We start from the raw sequence: 20215 nt of genomic DNA, 5'->3' as shown, positions 1-20215 counted from the left end.
ACCTGTCACGTCAGTCCCGGTACTTGATGTTGCCTTGCGCGTCGAGTCTGGTGAGCCTTCCGATTGCCCTCACAAAGTCGGGAATTCGCCCCCTTCCAGGGTGAGCGATCAATCGGTTCGTCAACTCGATGATGTTGCTGGGGCCCGGATCACTGGGTCCGTGCTTACGAACTTCCACGATGGCCTTGGCGAACGACGCGCTCACATCCAGCATGCGGAACATACGGGTCGCGGTGTCCTTGTTCACGTAGACGCGACTCTTCTGGCCGTCGTAAGGAGGCGGCTTCTCCAGAGTGGGCGTCGTATAAGTGGCCGGCTGACCGGCAATAGCAGGTTCCTCGTTCCACTTCTTGCGGGCACGGTCATAGGAATAGGTACCCCATGCCGCACTGATGGTCTGCGGAAAACCAGGGATCTCACCGCTGTGGTAGGTGAGGTTGATCCGATACCAGACCATGTCCCTCGCCCCGGTGGACAAGGCCTTTTCGGGAAACTCCTCGATGGCCTTCTTGAACAAGGGGTTGTTCACCTTGCTGCGTGCCGGTACGAGATTGGTGCCCTTTGCCGGGCCACCGAGGCGCTCGGTGAGCAGGTGCATGCGAACCCACTGATTACTGGTGTCCCTGTTGAGGTCGTACTTGTTGATGTACCGGAAGCCAATGGGCTCCTGCTTGTCCGCCTTGCCGGCAGGTGCGCTGATTCCCGTGTCGCTCGGGGTCTTCTTGTAGAGATGCTTGTTCAGGTACTCCGCCTTGAAGTTCCTGGCGAGCGCACCGTCCTGGAAATCCGGGATCCTGGGATACGGAAGGTCGGGTTCGGGCTGGTTCTTCATGTAGTCCGCGTGCCTCACCCGCTTGTACGTCCGCTGATCCTCAGCTTCGGTGTATCCGGGGGTCACGGTTCCCGAAGGATTGAGCTTCGCTGTCACGCTGAAGTCCGGATAACCGGCCTTCTTGAGGCTGGTGAGGCGGTACCAGGCTCGCCACGCATCAAGCAGGGATGCATGAACGGACTCGTCCATGCCCTTGCTGAGCTTTTCCTGGAGCGGAGGGCGGATCCGGGCAATGATCCGGTTCAATTGCTGCTGCTTGGACTCGGAGGAATCCTCCTCCTGCTTCCGCTGATCCTTCTTGTCCTGCTTGTTCTGCCCGTCCCTGTCCTTCGGCTTCCCGTCGTTGTCCTTGCTGTGCTTGGACTTCTTGCCGTCGCCGTCCTTGGACTTGCCGGGCTTGTTGTCGTCCTTGTCGGAGCGGGGCTTGCCCGGGGCGTCCTTGTCGGATTTCGGCTTGCCGGGGCCGTCCTTGTCGCCGGGGCCGTCCTTGCCAGTGGGCCTGTTCGGGTCCTGCTCCCTGGGCTTGTCCGAGGCCCTGTCGTCGGCCTTGGGCTTGGTGGAGCCCTGATCGTCCTTGGGCTTGCCCTGGGTGTCGTCCTTCGGGCGGGGGCTCGTGTCCGGTTCTGGTTTCGGCTTCGGCCGGGGGGTCGGTTGGGGCTCGGGCTTCGGGGACGGGGTCGGGCGGGTGTCCGGCCTGTCGTCCTCCTTGTCCTTCGGGCGGCCGTTCTTGTCGTTGCCCGTGGGCCTCTTGACGTCGGCCGGGGTCTTGGGAGTGGCGGGGCCGCCGGGCTTGGTGCCGTCCTTCGCGGGGGCGCCGGGTGACGTGGGCTTCGCCGGGGTGGTGGTCCCCGGCTTCCTCGGGGCGGGCGTCCCACCGGGGCGCGACCCGGCGGTCGTCGGGCGGCTCGTCGTCGGGGGCGTGGTCTGGCGGCTCGTTGTCGGGCGTGGGGTCGGGGTGCCGGACCTCGGGCCGGTCGTGGCGGAAGGCTGCGGCTGGGACTTCTTGTCGCCGCCCCGGTCGTCCGACCCCTGGCCCGCCGGACCCCGGCCCCCGCCCGGCTTCTCCTTGCCCAGGTTCATGGCCACGCTCTTGAGGCGGCGGCCCACCTTGGCGACGTACTTGCCGATGCCGTTCAGCAGAAACTCGTAGGCGAGTTCGAGGAGGGCGACGATGCCGGCCGCGACCGCCTTCGCGAAGAGGATGCCCGCCCCGCCCTGGCGGACCGCCTTCAGCCAGGTGATGACCGCGCCGATCGCCCGGAGGATCTCGCTGAGGGCGCCGATGGCCGTGCGGATGGCGTCGATGACCGCCATCACCCAGCCCGCGCCGGGGATGAGCTTCGCGATGACCTTCGTGATGACGATCTCGCCAATGATGAAGGGGAGTTGGGGGACGATCGCGTCCCACGTCTCCTTGACGATCCGCTCCAGGGTGAAGCCACCCTTGATGAGCTTGTCGATCATCGCCTTCGGGATGCCGAGAATCTCCTCGATCTTCGACTGGAACCACTGCTTGACGGCAGCCTGGACCTCACGGAAGAGGTGGTTCTTCGCACCGTCCACGGCGGAGTTCTTGGCGCCGCTCAGCCAACCGCCCGGGTCGGAGAGGAAATCGACGGCGATCATCATGAACTCGCCGAGCGCGCCCAGGATTTTGGACGCGTACTCCAGGACGGTCTTGACCGCGGCGATGACTGCCTTGATCACGTCCAGCAGCATCTTCTTCAGGATGCTCAGAATGCTGCCCAGCAGTTTGCCGATGGCGTGCAGCAGATCCGTGATGATCTGCTTCAGCATTTTCGCCAGCCGGTTCACCATGGCGATCGCCGCCGAGATCAGCCCGCTGATGAACTTCCGGATACGGTTGGCCAGTTCGATGATTCCCCGGACCAGCGCCTTGGCGAATTCGATCAGGTCGTCGATGAGGTTCTTGATCGCGTCGACGATGAACTTGCGCGCCTCGTTGATCCAGCGCTCGACCGTCTCCTTGAAGTTCTTGATGAAACCGACGACCGCGTCACGCGCCGCTTTGATGACGCGGACGATCGCGTTCTTGATCTCGATGACCTTCTCTTTGATCCAGTCGAAGGCCTTGCTGATCCAGTTGCCCGAATCGTTGACGCTGTCGTCGCGCTTCTTCTCCGCGTCCTGCTCGGCCTTGGTGTTCTCGTCCTGGATCTTCTTGTCGCCGTCCTTCTTCTCCTTGTCGACGTCGTCGTCGGTCTTCTTCTCCTTGTCCTGGACGTCCTTACGGACCTTGTCGTGCCGCTCGCTCTTCTTCGTACCGAGCTTCTTGAGCTCTTCGTCCTGCTCCTTGCGCCAGTCGGCACGCTGCGCGGTGACATCGCCGAGGGCCTTGTCGCGCTCGCCCGCCTGGCTCTCGGTGTTCGCCGCGACCTCGGCGTCGACCTTCTGCTTGTGCTTCGCCTGCGAGTCACGGAAGTCACGGTCCTTGGTCTGCCGCCCCTCGGACATGCCCTGCTGGCCGTCGCTGAACGCGGCCTTGAACTGCGGCCCCCGATCGTGCTCCGCCACCTCGGACGCGGCCTCCGCGGGTACGGTCCCCGTCGACGCGCCGCCCTCCGGCACACCGCCCTTGCCGCCCTCGGGGCCGGGCACCTTCGCCTTCAACTGCTCCTTGGGGACGTCGGGGTAGACCTGGTTCTCCCCCATCGGGCGGGCCGCGTCGTCACGGCCCGTCGTGACGGTCTCCTGGCCCTTGGTGTCGACCGCGGCACCCTGTTCGCCCGCCGTCTGATCGGCCTCGCCCTGCAGCTCGACACCCGGCGCGTTGCCCGCCTGGGCCTGCTTGAGCGCCTCGTCCTTCGTCGGCAGCCCGGCGAACTTGGCCGCCAGCTCCTGCGCGTCCACCTCGAAGCCGAGCTTGTCCGCGATCCAGCCGATACCGAAGCCCAGGGCCATCTTGAAGGTGTCCCAGCCGCCCGGCTCCTCCGCCTTCTCGGCCTCGATCTGGCCCTCGGGCTCCTTGGCGCCCTTGACCTCGGCCTTCTCCTCCGCGGGCGCCTCGGACTTCTGCGCCGGGTCCTGGGAGTACTGGGCGGGCGCGTCGGCCTTCGGCTTCCCCTGGAGCGTCTGTGGCGCACCGGCCGGGCGCTGCATCGACGGCGGCGCGGCGGCGAGAGCCTTGTGCTCGTCGCCGACGGTACGGTCCACCGAGCCGCCCACACCGCCCATGGCCTCAAGTGCCTTGTGGGGCTTGAGATTCGAGGCGGTGGACAGGCCCGCTTCCGGCGACACCTGGGAGAGGTTCGGCGCCGGGCCCGAGTCCTTCTTTCCCCTGCCCTTGCCGGCGGGCACGGCCGCGCTGCCGCCACCACGACCGCCGCCTCCGCCTCCGCCGCCACCCCGCGAACCCTTGGCGGCGGGAGCCGACTTGGTCGCCTTCGGCGCCGCGGCAGCCTTGGGAGAGGGCGCGGCGACCGTGGCGGGCTCGTCCTGCGCCGACGGCTCGGACGCCTGAGCCGGTTCCGGAGCGGCAGGAGCGGGCTCCTGCACCGCCGCGACCTGCGCACCACTCCCCGTACCACCTGCACTCGCCCCGCCCGACGACTGGCTCTGGACGCCGCCTCCGGACGAGCCGCCGGAGACATGGCTGTCCCGCGCGGCCGAGGCACTCGAAGCGTCCGACGCCGGCTCACTCCTGCCCGCCGTACCCCCTGAAGCCGACCCGGTCGACGAGGTCGAGGACGAGGACGCCGAGGTCCCCTGAGCCTGCCCGCCCGAAGCCGCAGCCGCCGTCTGACCCGAGTCCGACTTCTTCTGCTCCTGTCGGCCCGAAGCCTCGGCCCCGCCCGACTGGGCACCGCCCGCCTGCGGGGATGCCTTCTCCTGCGCACCGGCCGACTTGTCGCCCGCGGCCGGAGTGCCCCTCTCCTCCTTGGCGGCCGTCTCCTGCGCCTCACCGCCGTCCTCGGACCTGCCCGGCGCCTCCTGCACCGCCGTCTGCGCGGCCACGGGTCCGGCCTTGGGATCGGCGCCGCTCTTCGGGTCCTTCGACACCGAGCCCGGTACGGGAGGCGGGGCGGCGGCCTGTTCCAGCGCGAGGCCGCCGAGTTGCCCGTCTCCGACGGTGGTGGCTTGCTCAGCTTCGGGCGCGGCCTCCAAGTCTGCGGCGTCGTCCCCCTCGGACTCTGACTCGGATTCCGCCTCAGCGTCCTCAGCGTCCTCCGCATCCCGCTCCGCCTGCACCTTGTCGGCCTTCGTGACCGGAGGCGCGGCGGACGACGACACGGCCGCCCCGGCCGCGGAGGCCGGATCCGCCTCGTCGGCGGTCGGTACGCCGGAGACGTCGGGATCCTGCTCCGGGATGAAGTCCTCGGGCTGGAGCTTGATGTCCCAGGCGCTCTTCTCCCCGCCGCCGACCTCGACCTCGGACTCACTGCCGGAGCCGAACGGGTCCTCGTCCGCCGTCTCCTCGGGGCCTTCGAGATCCTGGTTGCGCACACCGTCGAGCCTGCTGAGTGGGCCGACCTGCTGGCCGCCCTTGCCCGCCGCAGTGGGAGAACCCGTGGGCTTCGGCTGCCCGGCCTTGTCCTGCGGCTTCACCTTCTGACCCGCCACGAGCGCGTCGACCGCGCCCGGCCGGTTCTTGGCCGCGGACTCCTCCTTGCCTGCCGCCGGAGCCTCCTGCCGCTCCGAAGCCTCCTTCTCCCCCTTGGCTCCCTTGTCCTCCTTGGCAGCCTTGCCTTCGCCGGCTTCCTTCTTCTCTCCCTTTCCCTGCTCGGACTTCGCCGCCTCGCCCTGCGCGGAGCCCGCGGCCGGCTTCCCGCCGGTCTGCTGCGCGCTCTCGGCCGTGCCGCCGCCCGAGGGCTGCCTCGCGCCCTCGCTCCCCTTGCCGACCTCAGCCCCGGGCCCAGTCCCGGTGCCGGTCTCAGTGCCGGTGCCGGCACCCGGGCCCGGCTCCCGATCGCCGCCCGGCGCGGTGTTCCCGTTCCCCGGCGCCGAATTCTCCGGCGCCGAGTTCTCCGGCGCCGAGTTCTCCGGCGTCGACCCGGCGGCCCCTTCCCCACCGGCCGGTTCCTTCTCCGGCCCCGGAGCCGCCCCGGGCCTCTGCTCCTCTTCCCGGTTCTCCGCGACCGACCGCTGCTCGCTCTCCCGCTCGACTCGCAGTTCCTCGGCCGCGTCCGGCTCGACGGCCGGAGCGTCGTACGAGTCCGTCTCCTCCGGAAGATCCCCGTCGGCCTCGATCTCGTCGACCAGGTCGAGCACCCGGTCGTGCTCCGGGCCGAGCAGCCGGTCCTCCAGGCGGTCGAGGACGCCGTCCAGCAACTCCTCGGGCAGCCGGGCGAGTTGCCTGCGCGTGCGCTTCGAGCGGTCCTCCGGGTCGCCGCGCAGCGAGCGCACGACCGAGTTCGTCAGCCGGTCGACGAGAGTGGCGGGGTCGATCTGCTCCAGCCGGTTCCGGTCCGCGTCGACGGTGGCGTACCGCAGCCAGCCGGGCGTGGCCTGCCCCTCCTCCACCTCCGGCGTGGACTCCTGAGTGGCGGCCGGACGTACGAGGTCCTGGGCTGCCGACTCCGCCTCGCGCTCGATGGCCTGCTGGGGCAGGCTCACCGCGCCCGGATCGCGGCCTGCGCGCAATGCGCCGAGGCCGTCCGGGTTCTGCACGGTGTGCAACAGCTCGTGGGCGAGCAGACGTTGGCCATCCGCCGTACCGGGACGGTAGGCGCCCTCGCGGAAGAAGATGTCCTGGCCGACGGCGACCGCGTCCGCGCCCAGCAATTCCGTCAGCTGCCCGGCGTCCCGCCCGGTGTGCAGCCGTACTCGGCTGAGGTCGTGGCCGAGTTGCTCCTCCAACTCCCTTCGTACGCCGACGTCGAGAGGCTGTCCGGCGCCGCTGACGATGTCCTTCGGTTCGGGCGTACGGGCTTTGGCCGCGCGCTCCTTGCGCTTACGGCGGCGCTCCTCGGCCGACTGTTCCGAACGGTCTTCCTGTGTCTGGGAGTTGTTGCTGCTCACGGCGTCACCTCCCCACGGCCGGAGAGCCCCGCGTGCACCGCGCGCGCCAGTTCCTGGCCGAGCCGTCGCGCGGACAGCCCGGCGGGCAGCGGCGGCAGCCCGGACAGCGCGTCCACGCTCACCTCGCCGTTCGCCGCCAGGGGTACGCCACGCTCGCGCACGAGCCGGGCGAGTTCGTGCTCGAACGCGGCCGACACCCGGTCGGGGTCCACCCGGAAGCCGTCGAGGACCAGCTCGCCGACGTTGACCCGGATCGCGCTCGGTTCCCTTCCTGCGCCCCGGCCCGCGTCCCTGCTCACGCCTCTGCCCGCGTCCCTGCTCACACCCATCCGCGGACCTCCCCCGGCGTCAGGGAGCGCTCCAGCTTGAGGTATTCGGTGCGGGCCGCGGCGAGCATGTGCCGCATCTGCAGCCGGTCGCCCTCCTCGGCTGCGAGGAACGCGCCGGACAGGGCGATGTTGCGGATCGAGCCGCCCGCGACGGTGAGCTGGGCCAGCAGTTCCGGCTCGATGCCCTTCGTCGGGGTCCGCGACGGCAGCACCCGGCGCCAGATCTCGGCGCGCTCGTCCTCAGCTGGGAAGGGGAAGTCGACGACGAACCGGATCCGGCGCATGAACGCCGTGTCCAGGGCCTTCTTCATGTTGGTGGTGAGGATCGCGAGCCCGCGGTAGGCCTCCATCCGCATCAGCAGATAGCTGACTTCGAGGTTGGCGTACCGGTCGTGGCTGTCCTTGACCTCGCTGCGCTTGCCGAACAGGGCGTCGGCCTCGTCGAAGAGGAGAAGCGCGCCACCGGCCTCGGCGGCGTCGAACACCTTCCGCAGGTTCTTCTCGGTCTCTCCGATGTACTTACTGACCACCTGGGACAGGTCGACGATGAACAGGTCGAGACCGAGCTCCTTGGCCATGACCTCGGCGGCGAGCGTCTTGCCTGTCCCCGAACCGCCCGCGAACAGGGCGGTCACGCCCAGCCCTCGGCGCAGAGTGGCCGCAAATCCCCACTCCTGGTGCACAGTTGCCCGCTGACGCACGTGCGCGACGATCTCGCGCAGCACGCTCGTCTGCCGCTCGTGCAGCACGAGGTCGTCCCAGCCCGCCTCGGGCTCGATACGGCGGCCCTGGTCGTCCATGCCGACACGCGCCTCGTTCATTCCGGCCCGCCAGGCCAGTCGACCGGCGTCCAGCTCGTCCTCGACGGGCAGATCACGGCGTACGGCGGCGGCAGCGGCACGTACGACATGGGGCGGGAGATGGAACTGCGCGACCAGCGACCGCAGTTCGCCTTCGGGGATCTCTGCGACGCCCTCGAACGCGCCGGTCCACAGGCCGAGTTGCTCCTCGTCGTCGAGTCGCGGCACGGCCACCCGTTCGCCGTGCGGGCGGTCCGTCTGGCGCGGGTCGGCGCTGGACACGACCACGGGGACGGCGGCTCCGGCGAGGAACGCGTCGGTGGCCGCGTGCTGGTCACGGTCGAGTTCGCCGGCCTCGACGAGCAGGGCGGCGGGCAGCAGGATCGCCTCGCGCTGCCACAGCCGGGCCAGCCGGTCGCGGTCCGCGGGGTCCGTGGGGATGTCCTCGGCGCTCATCGCGTACAGCCCTAGCCCCGAGCGGGCGGCGGCAGCGGCGGCGATGTCGGCCCGGCTGCGCAGATCGCCGCCGACCACCTCGACGAGCAGCGGCGCGTCGGGCCGCGCACCGGTCGTCCAGCCCGTGGCGACCCGGCTCGCGGCCAGGTCGTACGAAGGCGGCAGCTCGTCCGGCACCGGAGTGCGGCGCAACTGGCCGTGCAGGCGGGCGTCCAGGTAGGGCGAGCCGAGCAGGAAGTGCAGGATGCGCTCGTCGAGTCGCAGCCGGGACAGCGTCAGTCGCGAGTCGTCGTCCAGCTCCACGATCCGCCAGCGCCGCAGGGGCGCGACCGGGGTCAGCGCACTCCAGTGCGGTTCGGCGAGGGCTGCCAGCGCGAGCGAGAAGGTGGGGTACGCGCGCTCCGGGTCACCGCTCGCCGCGGCACACCGGGCAGCGGTCGTGGCGTCCAACTCGTAGGCGGCGGTGAGGAGTACGAGGTCCCGCTCGAAGACGCTGAGCCCGAAGCAGGCGACCAGGGCGTCGAGGGGCGCGGTGGCGGGGCCCGCCGGGGGCTGCACGGGGTGACCGGCGTCCTCCGGCTCACCGGGACCGGGGCCGGGGCTGAGGCCAGCGCCGGTTCCGGTGCCAGTGCCGGTGCCATCGTCGGACTCGGGCGCCGAGCCCGCTCCCAAGCCGGATCCCGCTTCCGAGCCGCCCTCTCCAGAGCCGGATCCCGGCTCCGGCTCCGGCCCCGTGCCCCTTCCCGTTCCCGGACCCGTCTCGGCGGCACGGGCCGCATGAGCCGCACCAGCCGCATGAGCCGCGTGGGCGTCGACACGGGCCAGGACACGGCGGATCTCAGCGGTCAGCGTCGTGCCGCCGCCCGCCGTGCCGGGTGTGCCCGTCCCGTTCGTCCCCATGCCCTCACCTGCCCCCGTCGTTCCCACGCCGCCTCAGTCCTCCGTGCCCTCGGGGCCGTCGTCGGCCGTCGAGCCGTCCGCGGAGGACCCGGTTGATGGGGAGGGCGCGGCTCCCGTGCTCTTGGCCGCGCCGTGCGCCGACCTGCCGGACCGGGCCGACTTGCCCGACTGGGCAGCCTTGCTGGGCTGTCCCTCCTTGCGGGAGCGAGCCGGCGTCTTGGCGGCGGCCTTCACCGGTGCCTTCGCGGGAGCCTTCGCCGGCGTCTTGGCCGGGACCTTCGCGGCAGGCTTGGCCCTGGGCTCAGGCTCGGGCTTGGCCTCGGACTTGGCGGGCGTTCGGGCGGCAACCTTCGCCCCCGCCTCACCGGACGCCTCTTCGGAACCCCCGCCTTCCGGGGACACGGACCCATTCACGGACCCATCCGCGGACGCGCCGGCCGGAACCGAAGCTCCCGGCGCTCCCGGCGCCCCGAACGGCAACACCCGCACCCCAGCCCGCTCCACCGGCTTCGCCGGCACAGGCACCTCGCGCCCCTCGATGAGGACGAGGGCGGCCTGGTACACCACGGACAGCGTGTACGGGGTCTGGTGGAGCATCCCCCACAGCTTCGAGGTCTCGTCGATGTCCATCACCGTTGGTGAGAACCGCACGCGCTGCGCCGCCTCGGCCAGGTCGCTGCTCGCCAAGTAGGGCTTCTCCGCGGCCAGTTCGATGATGTCCTTGGGCAGGACGGGTATCTCGTGCAGCGTGCGCACCACGGAACCGATCAGCCGCTGCCCGACCAGTTCCGACTCCTCGCCGTACGCGCTGATCAGGAAGTGCAGGTCCAGTGCCGCGGCGGCCCGCTTGAGCAGCGTGCCGTCGGAGGCGCGGGTCGGCAGGTCGTTGTTCCGCTGCGAGGTGTTGGGCGTGACCTGGTACAGGAACACGGTGATCGTCGGCTCGGCCGGCGGATCCGCCGACGGCTTGCGGGGCTCGACCTTGACGGCCATGTCGATCTCGGGCTGGAGATTGGCCTCGATCAGCAGGGCGAGGGCCTGGGTGACGTGGGCGATGGCAAGTGCGTTGCTCATGACGTCAGTTCCTCAGTCCCAGGTTCTTCGGCATCACCGTGTCCGCCCTCGGTGCTCCGGGTTCGTCGTACGTTCCTCACTCGCGCCCCCTCGCCAGGTACTCCGCCAGGCTCACCGTCGCACCCTGCCGCGCCGGGGAAGCGGGGCCCCGGCTCCCGCCTCCCGCGCCCGCGGGACCCGCCGCCTTCACTTCGAGCCGTCCGATCTGCACCTGCACCACCTGCTCTCCCCCGCGGCCCGACCGTCGGCCCGCGGCCTGCCGTACGGCGTCCCGGGCCGCCGCCGTGTCCGCCGAGCTGGGTCGCAGCGCGGCGGACACGGCGGCAGGGGAAGCGGTGGCCGCACCCGAGGGGAGGGGCACGGACACCGCGCTCTGGGAGGAGGACCGCTCCGGCTCGCCCCGCCCGGCGGAGCGCCGCCCGGTGTCGGGAACGGGCCGCGGCCCCGGCGCCACCGGCACCGCGGGCCTGAGCAGCGGCGCCTCGGGCAGGTCCCGCGCCACGGCCCGGGGCGCGGGTTCGACCGAGGGCGCCCGCTCGGGCCGTACGAGGGTCCGCTCGCGCTCCGTACGGAACTGGACCTCGCGGACCGCCGGGCGTGCCAAGTCGCCGTCGGACGTGGGTGATTGGGCGGAGGTCGGCCACAGCGGCTCCGCCGCCTCCGGTTCCTGTGCGCCGGCCCGTACCGCCTCGACCCGTTCGAAGGGTCCGGCGAGTCGCGGGCGTACGCGCGCCACGCCGGGGCGCGGCGCAGCGGCCGGGGTGTGCCGGGCGAGCAGCCGGTCGAAGAAGTCGGGCGCCCGGGACTCCCCCACGTCCCCGTCCTTGACGGGGTGCCCTCCCACGGAGTCAGACATCCGCACACAGCTCCAGGTAGTAGCGGCGCCGCAGTGGGCTGAGCGCCAGGATCTCCGGCTCGCTCCAGCCGTACGCGGTGGCGAGCAGATGGACGTCGAGGAGCACGTCCCGTGCCCAGGCGTCCAGTTCGGTCCACAGGTAGGAGGCGATGTCGAGTTCGGCCCGGGTGGCCGCGCCGCACTCGGGGCAGTTGACGTTGAGCGTGACGTCGGCGCCCGGGTCGGCCTCCTGGGCCGCCTCGGCGAGCCGCCGCTGCACCGTCTCGGGCAGCGCGTCGGCGGGGACGTCCACCCCGCCGCGCACCGCCGAGACGACGCAACGGGCGAGCAGTGCCCGCCGTGGATCCGGGTGCCGGGCGGCCGCCGTCAGGTCGGCGACGCCCGGCACCCGGAACTCGATCTCCCAGCCGTCCTCGGCGACTCGTACCGAGGGCTCGGCGGGAGCGCCTGTCGACCGGGCCAACTCCCCGGCGTCCAGGTCGAATTCCATGTCCTCGCCGCAGGCGGAGCAGCCGAGGCGCACCTGCATCCGCTCGCCGAACAGGGCCCGGCGCAGTGCGAAGAGGTCCGCCTCCCGCTCGCCGACCGGCAGCGCGGACAGCGTCTCGCCACCGGTGTCGGGGCGTGCGGCGCGGTGCAGCAGCAGGGCGCGTCCGGACGGGGCCTGGGCAAGCCCGGTCTCCCAGGTGGTGAGCAGTTCAGCCGCCCGAGTGTTCGTCATGCCCGCCCCCGTTCCGTACCCGCCCTGCTGCCCCCACGGCCCATCTCTTGCTCAACCCGCCGCCGCTCAGGCGGGGTTGAGGAACGAGGGCTCCTCCGGCTCGGGCACCTCGTAGTCCCGCTCCCAGCCCTCGCACTCGAGCTTCAGCGACTGGATGGCCACCGCGTTGGCGTTGGCGTCCAGCTCGCCGAGTACCTGGTACTCGCTCGGCCAGGTCCGGTAGAGCTTGTGCGAGACGGCGACCTGACCGGCCTCGTTGAGGACCTGGATCACGATGTCCTTGCGGAAGTCGGCGAGGGACACCTCGGAGCCGAGACCGGCCCCGACCTGCCAGACCTTGTTGGCCCAGCGGTCGAACTCGGGGTCGTGCGTGACCCCGCGCTCCAGGGTGATGCCCTCGAACTCCGAGCGCCCCGGCGACTTGCGCGGGGAACTCGGGTCGCCGCCGTGCCGGTGCTTGACGACCTCGGTGGTCCGCTTCAGCGGACTGATCTTGCTGATGCCCGCGACCGTACGACCGTCCCACAGCACAAGGAACTTGAAGTTCTTGTACGGGTCGAAGCGCTGGGCGTTGACAGTGAACTCAGCCATCGGTTTCCTTCACGTTCTCCGTCGTCGATCTCAGAGCTCGAACTCAGATCCGGAACTCAGAGCTCGAACTGCCCGGACGTCTGCTGGATCCTGACGATCACGAACTCGGCGGGCCTGACCGGCGCGATACCGACCAGGACGTTCACGACGCCGTTCGCGATGTCCTCGTCCGTCGTGGTGTCGTGGTCGCACTTCACGAAGTACGCCTCGCGCGGCGTACCGCCCTTGAAGGCGCCCTGACGGAACAGCGTGTGCAGGTACGAGGAGGCGCCGAGGCGGATCTGCTGCCACAGGTTCTCGTCGTTGGGCTCGAACACGACCCACTGCAGGCCGCGTTGGAGGCTCTCCTCCACGTGCAGCGCGAGCCGCCGCACGGGCACGTACTTCCACTCGCTGTCGAGCGCGTCGGAACCCTCAAGGGTGCGCGCGCCCCACACGAGCGGGCCCACCATCGGCATGGTGCGCAGGCAGTTGACGCCCAGCGGGTTGAGCAGCCCGGTCTCGCGGTCGGTGAGGTTGACCGTGAGCGAGTGCACGCCCGCGAGCCGCGCCTCGGTGCCGGCCGGCGCCTTCCACACCCCGCGCTCGGAGTCCGTGCGCGCGTAGACCCCGGCGACCGCGCCGGACGGCGGGAAGGAGCGCAGCCGGCCGGTGAGCGGGTCGGTGAGCTGGAGGTGCGGGAAGTACAGGCCCGCGTGGTTGCCGCGTACGGCGTCGAAGGCCGCGAGTCCGGCGCGGGCGGTGTCCACGCTGACCCAGGTGCCGGGCGCGTCGACGAGGAGGAAGATCCGCCGCTCCTGGCAGAGCCGCTGGGCCGCCGATACGACGGTGATCGCGTCCTCGGTGGACTCGTACGCGGCGAGTTCGGGCAAAACCAGCAGGTTGACGTCCGCGACGCCGCGCAGCGCCTGGATGCCGGTCTTGTCGGCCTCGCTGCCGATGAGGTCGCGCGGTCCGGGTGCCTCGCCGTCCTCGCCGCCCTCCAGTGGGAAGACTGGCGGGTTGACGGAGGCCTCAAGGCCCAGGTCGTTGGCGCACTCGCCGACGAAACGGACGACGTCCTCGGGGTCGGTGGAGCCCGCGACGACCTGGAGGCGCTTGCCGAAGGCGGTGACCTCGGCGCCCGCGAAGGCGTGCTTGCCCGGCGCGTCGGGCAGGGCCCGCAGCTTGCGTTCGAGCAGCAGCGCCAACTCGGCCACGTTGGACGGGGCTTCGCCGTCGCAGTCGGGGTCGTACAGCGTGAACTCGCGCTCGACCTCACCGATCTTGACCGTCAAGTCGACGGCGAGGTCGGGCAGTTCGTGCCCGAACGGCTTGGAGACGGTGCCGGACGGGTCGGGGCGGCCCTCGCCCACGGCCTCGACGCGGATGAGCCGCGAGCCCGCGTTGATCACGGTCGGTGCGTGCCGGCCGTGCGAGGCGTCCATGGACAGACCGGTGAAGCTCTCGCGGGCCTCGCCCTTGGCGTCGTACACCCGCAGGTTGAACGTCTCGTCCGGGCAGGGCGTGTCGTAGTCGACGGCGACGCGCAGTCCGTTGCCCCACACGCCCGGTTCCTTGGCGTGCACTTCGAGGACCGCGGACTCGCTGTGGCCCTCGGTGGACTCCAGGGTGACGCAGGCGGCCTTGCCGCTGCCCGCCTTGGCGACGCGGACGATCACGGCGACCGTGCCGCCGTTGCCGAAGAACTGGTGCACGGCGTAGCCGACGGCGCTCTGCGAGCTCAGCCCCCCGAAGCGGCGCTCGAACTCGGTGAAGCTCGTGACGCGCACCGGCTCGTTCAGCGGGCCGCGCCGGGTGTGCCCCACGAAGGCGGTCACCGAGGTGGTGACGGTCGAGATGGTCCGGGCGCTGCTGGGAAGCTCTTCGACGTAGACGCCGGGATACGTCGGCCTGGCAGTGTTCACCGCGCTCATCGGCATTCCCCCTCCTAATCCGTTCTCGGGCACCGGGTGAAAGGCACCAAGAGGCGGCAGAGGGAGACGTCTCGTTCACGGCGCACGCGGAGGTCTCCGGACACGCGTGAGCGCACCGGACCACGGCACCGCATCAGCTTTCCCCCGTCAGTGCCCCGGTCGGACGGCCGTCCGGGGTCAAGCAGCACGCTTGTGACTCCTGATGCTCAAGTGCTCAATCCACCGTGCTGTGTCGGCAGTTGCGTATGCAAGGCAGGTTCACGCCACGCCGGGGGAGGTTCGATGAAGGGCACTGCGCACAGCTCGCACACGATGTACTCGTGTCGCGGCAGCTGATTCACGGATTCCCCACAGCCCGTGGTGCAGCAGAATGGAGCGCATGTCCCGACGCACCCCGCAATCCCGCAACCAGCGCCGTTCCGCCCCCGCACGCAACCCCTCCTGCCCTTGCGGTCTTGCGGAGACGTACGAGAAGTGCTGTGGCCGATTTCATCGGGGTCAGGGCACGGCCCCCACCGCCGAGGCCCTGATGCGCTCCCGCTACTGCGCATTCGTGAAGCGCGACGAGGCATACCTGCTACGCACCTGGCATCCCCGCACCCGCCCGACCCGCGTCGATTTCGATCCGGCCATGCGCTGGACCGCCCTGGAGATCCTCGCCACCGGTGAGGGAACGCCCTTCCACACCACCGGAACGGTGACCTTCCGCGCTTCCTACACAGGAGGCTCACTCCACGAACGCAGCCGCTTCGAGCGGGTCGACGGGGCCTGGGTGTACGTGGACGGAGACATCAGCGAGTAGCCCTTTTCAGGGGCTCGGCCCCCGACAGGCCGGCGGGGCCGTGCCCCGATAGGGGCGCGGGGAACTGCGCGACCAGCCCCAACGCCCCCGCAGCCGAACAACTCCCGTCCGACCCCCAGAAGTTCAAGCCTCAGGGCTCAGGACTCAGAACGTCCAACTCCTGAAGCGCCCCCACGACAATCTCCCGCGTGAGTTCCTCCGCGCGAACCGCGTCCCCCGCACGAACGGCCTCCGCAACCTGCACATGCAACGTGACAGCCGCAGGGTCGGGATCCTCGAACATGACCCGGTGATGCGTACGACCCGCGAGAACCTCGGCGACAACGTCACCGAGCCGCGCGAACATCTCGTTGCCGGACGCGTTCAGCACGATCCGGTGGAAGGCCACGTCATGGACGAGATACCCCTCCAGCCGGTGGCCGCGCGAGTTGGCCACCATGCCGAGGGCGCACTCGGTGAGCTCGGCACACTGCTCGGCGGTGGCGTGCTTGGCGGCGAGCCCCGCTGCGACCGGCTCGACGGCACAGCGCAGCACGGTCAGCGAGCGCAGCTGCCGCGGCCGGTCGGCGCCCGCCAGCCGCCACCGGATGACCTGGGGATCGTAGACATTCCACTCGTTCGCGGGACGTACGGTGACGCCGACCCGGCGACGGGACTCCACGAGGTGCATCGACTCCAGGACCCGGACCGCCTCGCGCATCACGGAGCGTGACACCTCGAAACGCTGCGCCAGCTCGTCGGTGCGCAGCACGCTGCCCGGCGGATACTCACCCGCGGTGATGGCGGGACCGAGGCTCTCCAGTACATGGCCGTGCAGCCCCCGGCCCGGTGTGCTCATGAGGTTCAGCCTACGAGTCGGACGGCGGGAACAAAAAGTCAGACTTATACGTCACAGACTCTTGAATTCATCTGACCTATGGGTTTCAGTGTCGTGACGGATGCGGCACCTGACGTACATCCGGCATCGAGATGTCGACACCGGGAAGCCGAATCCGAGTGTCGAAGAAGACAGCGAGGCAGTGATGAACACCCCCCACGTCGTCGTGGTCATGGGAGTGGCGGGCACGGGCAAGACCACCATCGGTCCCCTGCTCGCCCAGCGGCTCGGCGTTCCCTACGCCGAGGGCGACGACTTCCACCCCGAGGCCAACATCGCCAAGATGACGGCCGGGACACCGCTGACCGACGAGGACCGCTGGCCCTGGCTCGACGCCATCGGCGCCTGGGCGCACGGTCGGGCCGGCCTCGGCGGGGTGGTCAGCAGTTCCGCACTGAAGCGCAGCTACCGGGACCGGCTCAGGTCGGCCGCTCCCGGGGTCGTCTTCGTCCACCTCACGGGCGACCGGAAACTCATCGAGGACCGGATGGCGCACCGCCAGGGCCACTTCATGCCTACGGCGCTCCTCGACTCCCAGTTCGCCACCCTCCAGCCGCTCCAGGCGGACGAGACGGGTGTCGCCGTGGATGTCTCCGGCAGCCCCGAGGAGATCACCGACCGGGCCGTGACCGCGCTGCACGGACTCGACCGGTAGGACCGGTAGCTCCCGCAGCCCGACGAACAACCCCCACAGACCCCGTCTCTCTCACCTCCCACAGACCTCCCCTCCCCCAAGGAAAACCACCGTGACCAGACTCAGCGTCGAGATGCTGGCAGCGGACCCCGTCGAGCCGATCACCTCGGCGGGCCACGCTCAGCTGGGCATCGCCGTACTGGCGGGCATAGCCGTCATCGTCCTGCTCATCACCAAGTTCAAGCTCCACGCCTTCCTCGCCCTGACCATCGGGTCGCTGGCGCTCGGCGCCTTCGCCGGAGCGCCTCTCGACAAGGCGATCACCAGTTTCTCGGCCGGTCTCGGTTCGACCGTCGCCGGCGTGGGCGTCCTGATCGCGCTCGGCGCGATCCTCGGCAAGCTGCTCGCGGACTCCGGCGGCGCCGACCAGATCGTCGACACGATCCTCGCCAAGGCGGGTGGACGCTCGATGCCGTGGGCGATGGTGCTGATCGCCTCGGTGATCGGACTGCCGCTCTTCTTCGAGGTCGGCATCGTGCTGCTCATCCCGGTCGTCCTGATGGTCGCCAAGCGCGGCAACTACTCGCTGATGCGCATCGGCATCCCGGCGCTCGCGGGCCTGTCCGTGATGCACGGGCTGATCCCGCCGCACCCCGGCCCGCTGGTCGCGATCGACGCGGTCAAGGCGAACCTCGGTGTCACCCTCGCCCTCGGCATCCTGGTCGCCATCCCGACCGTGATCATCGCGGGCCCGGTGTTCTCCAAGTACGCGGCCCGCTGGGTCGACGTCCCGGCGCCGGAGAAGATGATCCCGCAGCGTGCCTCCGAGGACCTGGAGAAGCGCCCCGGCTTCGGCGTCACCATCGCCACCGTGATGCTGCCGGTCGTGCTGATGCTGGCCAAGGCGCTGGTGGACATCGTCATCGACGACCCCGAGAACATGGTGCAGCGCGTCTTCGACGTGATCGGCTCGCCGCTGATCGCCCTGCTCGCGGCCGTGCTGGTCGCCATATTCACCCTCGGCCGGGCGGCCGGGTTCACCAAGGACCGGATCTCCTCGACCGTCGAGAAGTCCCTCGGCCCGATCGCGGGCATCCTGCTGATCGTCGGCGCGGGCGGCGGCTTCAAGCAGACGCTGATCGACTCCGGTGTGGGCCAGATGATCCTGGACATCTCCAAGGACTGGTCGATACCCGCGCTGCTGCTCGCCTGGCTGATCGCGGTGGCGATCCGGCTCGCGACCGGTTCCGCGACCGTCGCCACCATCTCGGCGGCCGGTCTCGTGGCCCCGCTCGCGGCCGACATGTCGACCACGCACGCCTCACTGCTCGTGCTGGCCATCGGCGCCGGTTCACTGTTCTTCTCCCATGTGAACGACGCCGGGTTCTGGCTGGTCAAGGAGTACTTCGGCCTCAGCGTCGGCCAGACCATCAAGACCTGGTCGGTCATGGAGACCATCATCTCGGTGGTCGCCGGCGGCCTCGTCCTCCTGCTGTCCCTAGTGATCTAGCTCGCAACCCGGGAGTAGTACGGCGATGACTCACCCTCTCTTCGACATCAGCGGCCGTACGGCACTGGTCACCGGGTCCAGCCGGGGCATCGGCCTCGCGCTGGCCCGGGGACTGGCCGAGGCCGGCTGCACGGTGGTCCTGAACGGCCGCGACACCGACCGGCTCACCAAGGCCGCCGCGGAACTGCCCGGCGAGATCCACACGGCCGCCTTCGACGTCACCGACGGCCCGTCGGTGGCCGCCGGGATAGCGGACGTCGAGGAGCGGGTGGGTCCGCTGGACATCCTCGTCAACAACGCCGGGATGCAACTGCGGGCCCCGCTCCTGGAGTTCGCCGACGCCGACTGGCACCGCATCCTCGACACCAACCTCACCAGCGCGTTCCTCGTGGGCCGCGAGGCGGCCCGCGGCATGACCGCTCGCGGACACGGCAAGATCGTCAACATCTGCTCGCTGCAGAGCGAGGTGGTACGGCCCGGGATCGCGCCGTACGCCGCCACCAAGGGCGCGCTGAAGATGCTCACCAAGGGCATGTGCGCCGACTGGGGACCGCACGGCGTCCAGGTCAACGGCCTGGGCCCCGGCTACATCGAGACCGAACTGACCCAACCCCTCGTCGACGACCCGGAGTTCAGCGCCTGGGTCCGCCGACGGACCCCGGCAGGCCGCTGGGGCCGCACGGAGGACCTGGTCGGCGGAGTCCTGTTCCTCGCCTCCCCCGCGGCGAACTTCGTCAGCGGACAGATCCTGTACGTCGACGGCGGCATGACCAGCGTTCTCTAGCTCCTCCGAAAGTCCTCCAGCTCCTCCGAAAGTCTGAGTTCTCCGAAGGGTGTGCTGATGCTCGGTTGCGTGATCCACGGCCAGGACGACCTGCGCGTGGACGAACTCCCGGTCCCCTCCCCCGGCCCCGGCGAGGCCCTCGTGGCCGTGCGGTACGGCGGAGTGTGCGGATCCGACCTCCACTACTGGCGGCACGGCGGCGTGGGCGACTTCCGCCTCCGCGAGCCGATGGTCCTCGGCCACGAGGTGGTCGGGACGGTACTTCTCTACGGTGACGACACGTCAGGCCCTGCCCCTGGTACGCCTGTTGCCGTGCACCCCGCGACGCCCTGCGGGGTGTGCCCGGAGTGTTCCGACGGCCGCCGGAACGTGTGCCGTGACACCCGCTACCTGGGCAGCGCGGCCCGCACGCCCCACGTCCAGGGCGGTTTCGCAGCCCAAGTCGTCGTACCCGCCGAGCAGTTGCGCCCGATTCCCGCCGGACTCCCCCTCCGCCGGGCAGCGTTGGCGGAGCCGCTCTCCGTCGCACTGCACGCGGTACGACGGGCCGGCGACGTGAGCGGCAAGCATGTACTCGTCACCGGTGCCGGACCCATCGGCTGCCTGGTCGTCGCGGCGGCGAAGGCGGCGGGTGCCGCACGGGTCACGGTCACGGACCTGCTCCCGCGCGCCCTGGAGTACGCGGTGGCGGCAGGGGCGGACGACGCCCTGCGCGCGGACGACCCGTCCGCTCCCGCCTGGCCCTCCGAGGTGGACACCGCCATCGAGGCCTCGGGCGTCGCCGCCGGCCTCGACACCTGCCTCCGCCTCGTACGCCGTGGCGGGGTCGTGGTCCAACTCGGCATGCTGCCTCCGGGCCAGTCCCCCTTCGCGGGCAACCTCGTCGTCAGCCGCGAGATCGAACTCCGAGGAGCCTTCCGCTTCGACACGGAGTTCGACGACGCACTCACGCTCCTCGCCCGAGAGCCCCGCTTCGACCACCTGGTCAGCGCGGTGATCCCGCTCAGCGAGGCGAAATCGGCCTTCACCCTGGCAGCAAACCGAGCGGAGTCGTGCAAGGTACTCCTGGACTTCGGAATCGGTGAGGCCTGACAACTCGCCGGAGGCGGCGCCCCTTCAACGAGGGCGCCCCTTCAGCTGGGGCGACCTTCAGG

14 protein-coding genes are annotated in these 20215 nt (G+C 70.3%); 5 read left to right on the top strand and 9 right to left on the bottom strand.

Annotated elements, in window-relative coordinates:
- Positions 1-10: 10 nt before the first annotated feature.
- From JEQ17_RS36875 to JEQ17_RS36840, 8 genes are all read right to left on the bottom strand, one after another.
- Positions 11-6811, bottom strand: a complete 6801-nt coding sequence (locus tag JEQ17_RS36875) for an eCIS core domain-containing protein (RefSeq protein WP_200399299.1) — start codon at positions 6809-6811, stop codon at positions 11-13.
- Entirely contained in the window at positions 6808-7140 is a 333-nt protein-coding gene (locus JEQ17_RS36870; protein ID WP_200399298.1) for a hypothetical protein, read from the bottom strand. Before JEQ17_RS36870 ends, JEQ17_RS36875 begins: the two co-directional genes overlap by 4 nt.
- Complete coding sequence (locus JEQ17_RS36865; RefSeq protein WP_234048501.1) at positions 7131-9296, bottom strand: ATP-binding protein; 2166 nt, start codon at positions 9294-9296, stop codon at positions 7131-7133. Before JEQ17_RS36865 ends, JEQ17_RS36870 begins: the two co-directional genes overlap by 10 nt.
- 33 nt (positions 9297-9329) lie before the next feature.
- Entirely contained in the window at positions 9330-10370 is a 1041-nt protein-coding gene (locus tag JEQ17_RS36860; protein WP_200399297.1) for a DUF4255 domain-containing protein, read from the bottom strand.
- A gap of 76 nt (positions 10371-10446) precedes the next feature.
- Complete coding sequence (locus JEQ17_RS36855; RefSeq protein WP_200399296.1) at positions 10447-11226, bottom strand: hypothetical protein; 780 nt, start codon at positions 11224-11226, stop codon at positions 10447-10449.
- The gene (locus JEQ17_RS36850; RefSeq protein WP_200399295.1) at positions 11219-11947 is read right to left on the bottom strand and encodes a T4 family baseplate hub assembly chaperone; all 729 of its coding nucleotides are present in this window, start codon (positions 11945-11947) and stop codon (positions 11219-11221) included. Before JEQ17_RS36850 ends, JEQ17_RS36855 begins: the two co-directional genes overlap by 8 nt.
- A gap of 66 nt (positions 11948-12013) precedes the next feature.
- A complete protein-coding gene (locus tag JEQ17_RS36845) occupies positions 12014-12538 on the bottom strand; it encodes a phage tail protein (RefSeq protein WP_055614510.1) in 525 nt (174 codons plus the stop codon).
- A gap of 56 nt (positions 12539-12594) precedes the next feature.
- Positions 12595-14460 carry a phage tail sheath family protein gene (locus JEQ17_RS36840; RefSeq protein WP_200399294.1) on the bottom strand — a complete coding sequence of 622 codons (1866 nt, stop codon included), beginning with the start codon at positions 14458-14460 and terminating at the stop codon, positions 12595-12597.
- 373 nt (positions 14461-14833) lie between these two features.
- On the opposite strand from JEQ17_RS36840, the gene JEQ17_RS36835 reads away from it, so the two are divergent.
- The gene (locus tag JEQ17_RS36835) at positions 14834-15256 is read left to right on the top strand and encodes a YchJ family protein (protein ID WP_234048500.1); all 423 of its coding nucleotides are present in this window, start codon (positions 14834-14836) and stop codon (positions 15254-15256) included.
- Positions 15257-15386: 130 nt separating this feature from the next.
- Here JEQ17_RS36835 and JEQ17_RS36830 read toward each other — a convergent pair whose 3' ends face one another.
- Entirely contained in the window at positions 15387-16094 is a 708-nt protein-coding gene (locus JEQ17_RS36830; RefSeq protein WP_200399292.1) for a FadR/GntR family transcriptional regulator, read from the bottom strand.
- 184 nt (positions 16095-16278) lie between these two features.
- Here JEQ17_RS36830 and JEQ17_RS36825 point away from each other — a divergent pair, with 184 nt between their 5' ends.
- From JEQ17_RS36825 to JEQ17_RS36810, 4 genes are all read left to right on the top strand, one after another.
- Complete coding sequence (locus tag JEQ17_RS36825) at positions 16279-16788, top strand: gluconokinase (RefSeq protein WP_200399291.1); 510 nt, start codon at positions 16279-16281, stop codon at positions 16786-16788.
- A 91-nt stretch (positions 16789-16879) separates the two neighbouring features.
- Positions 16880-18277, top strand: coding sequence for a GntT/GntP/DsdX family permease (locus JEQ17_RS36820; protein WP_200399290.1), 1398 nt, complete (start codon positions 16880-16882; stop codon positions 18275-18277).
- Between the two features lie 25 nt (positions 18278-18302).
- Complete coding sequence (locus JEQ17_RS36815; RefSeq protein WP_200399289.1) at positions 18303-19061, top strand: SDR family oxidoreductase; 759 nt, start codon at positions 18303-18305, stop codon at positions 19059-19061.
- Between the two features lie 57 nt (positions 19062-19118).
- Complete coding sequence (locus JEQ17_RS36810) at positions 19119-20153, top strand: L-idonate 5-dehydrogenase (RefSeq protein ID WP_200399288.1); 1035 nt, start codon at positions 19119-19121, stop codon at positions 20151-20153.
- Positions 20154-20215 lie beyond the last annotated feature (62 nt).

Source organism: Streptomyces liliifuscus (genome assembly GCF_016598615.1).
Classification (GTDB): Bacteria; Actinomycetota; Actinomycetes; order Streptomycetales; family Streptomycetaceae; genus Streptomyces; species Streptomyces liliifuscus.
This window is presented reverse-complemented; position numbering and strand designations above follow the sequence as displayed.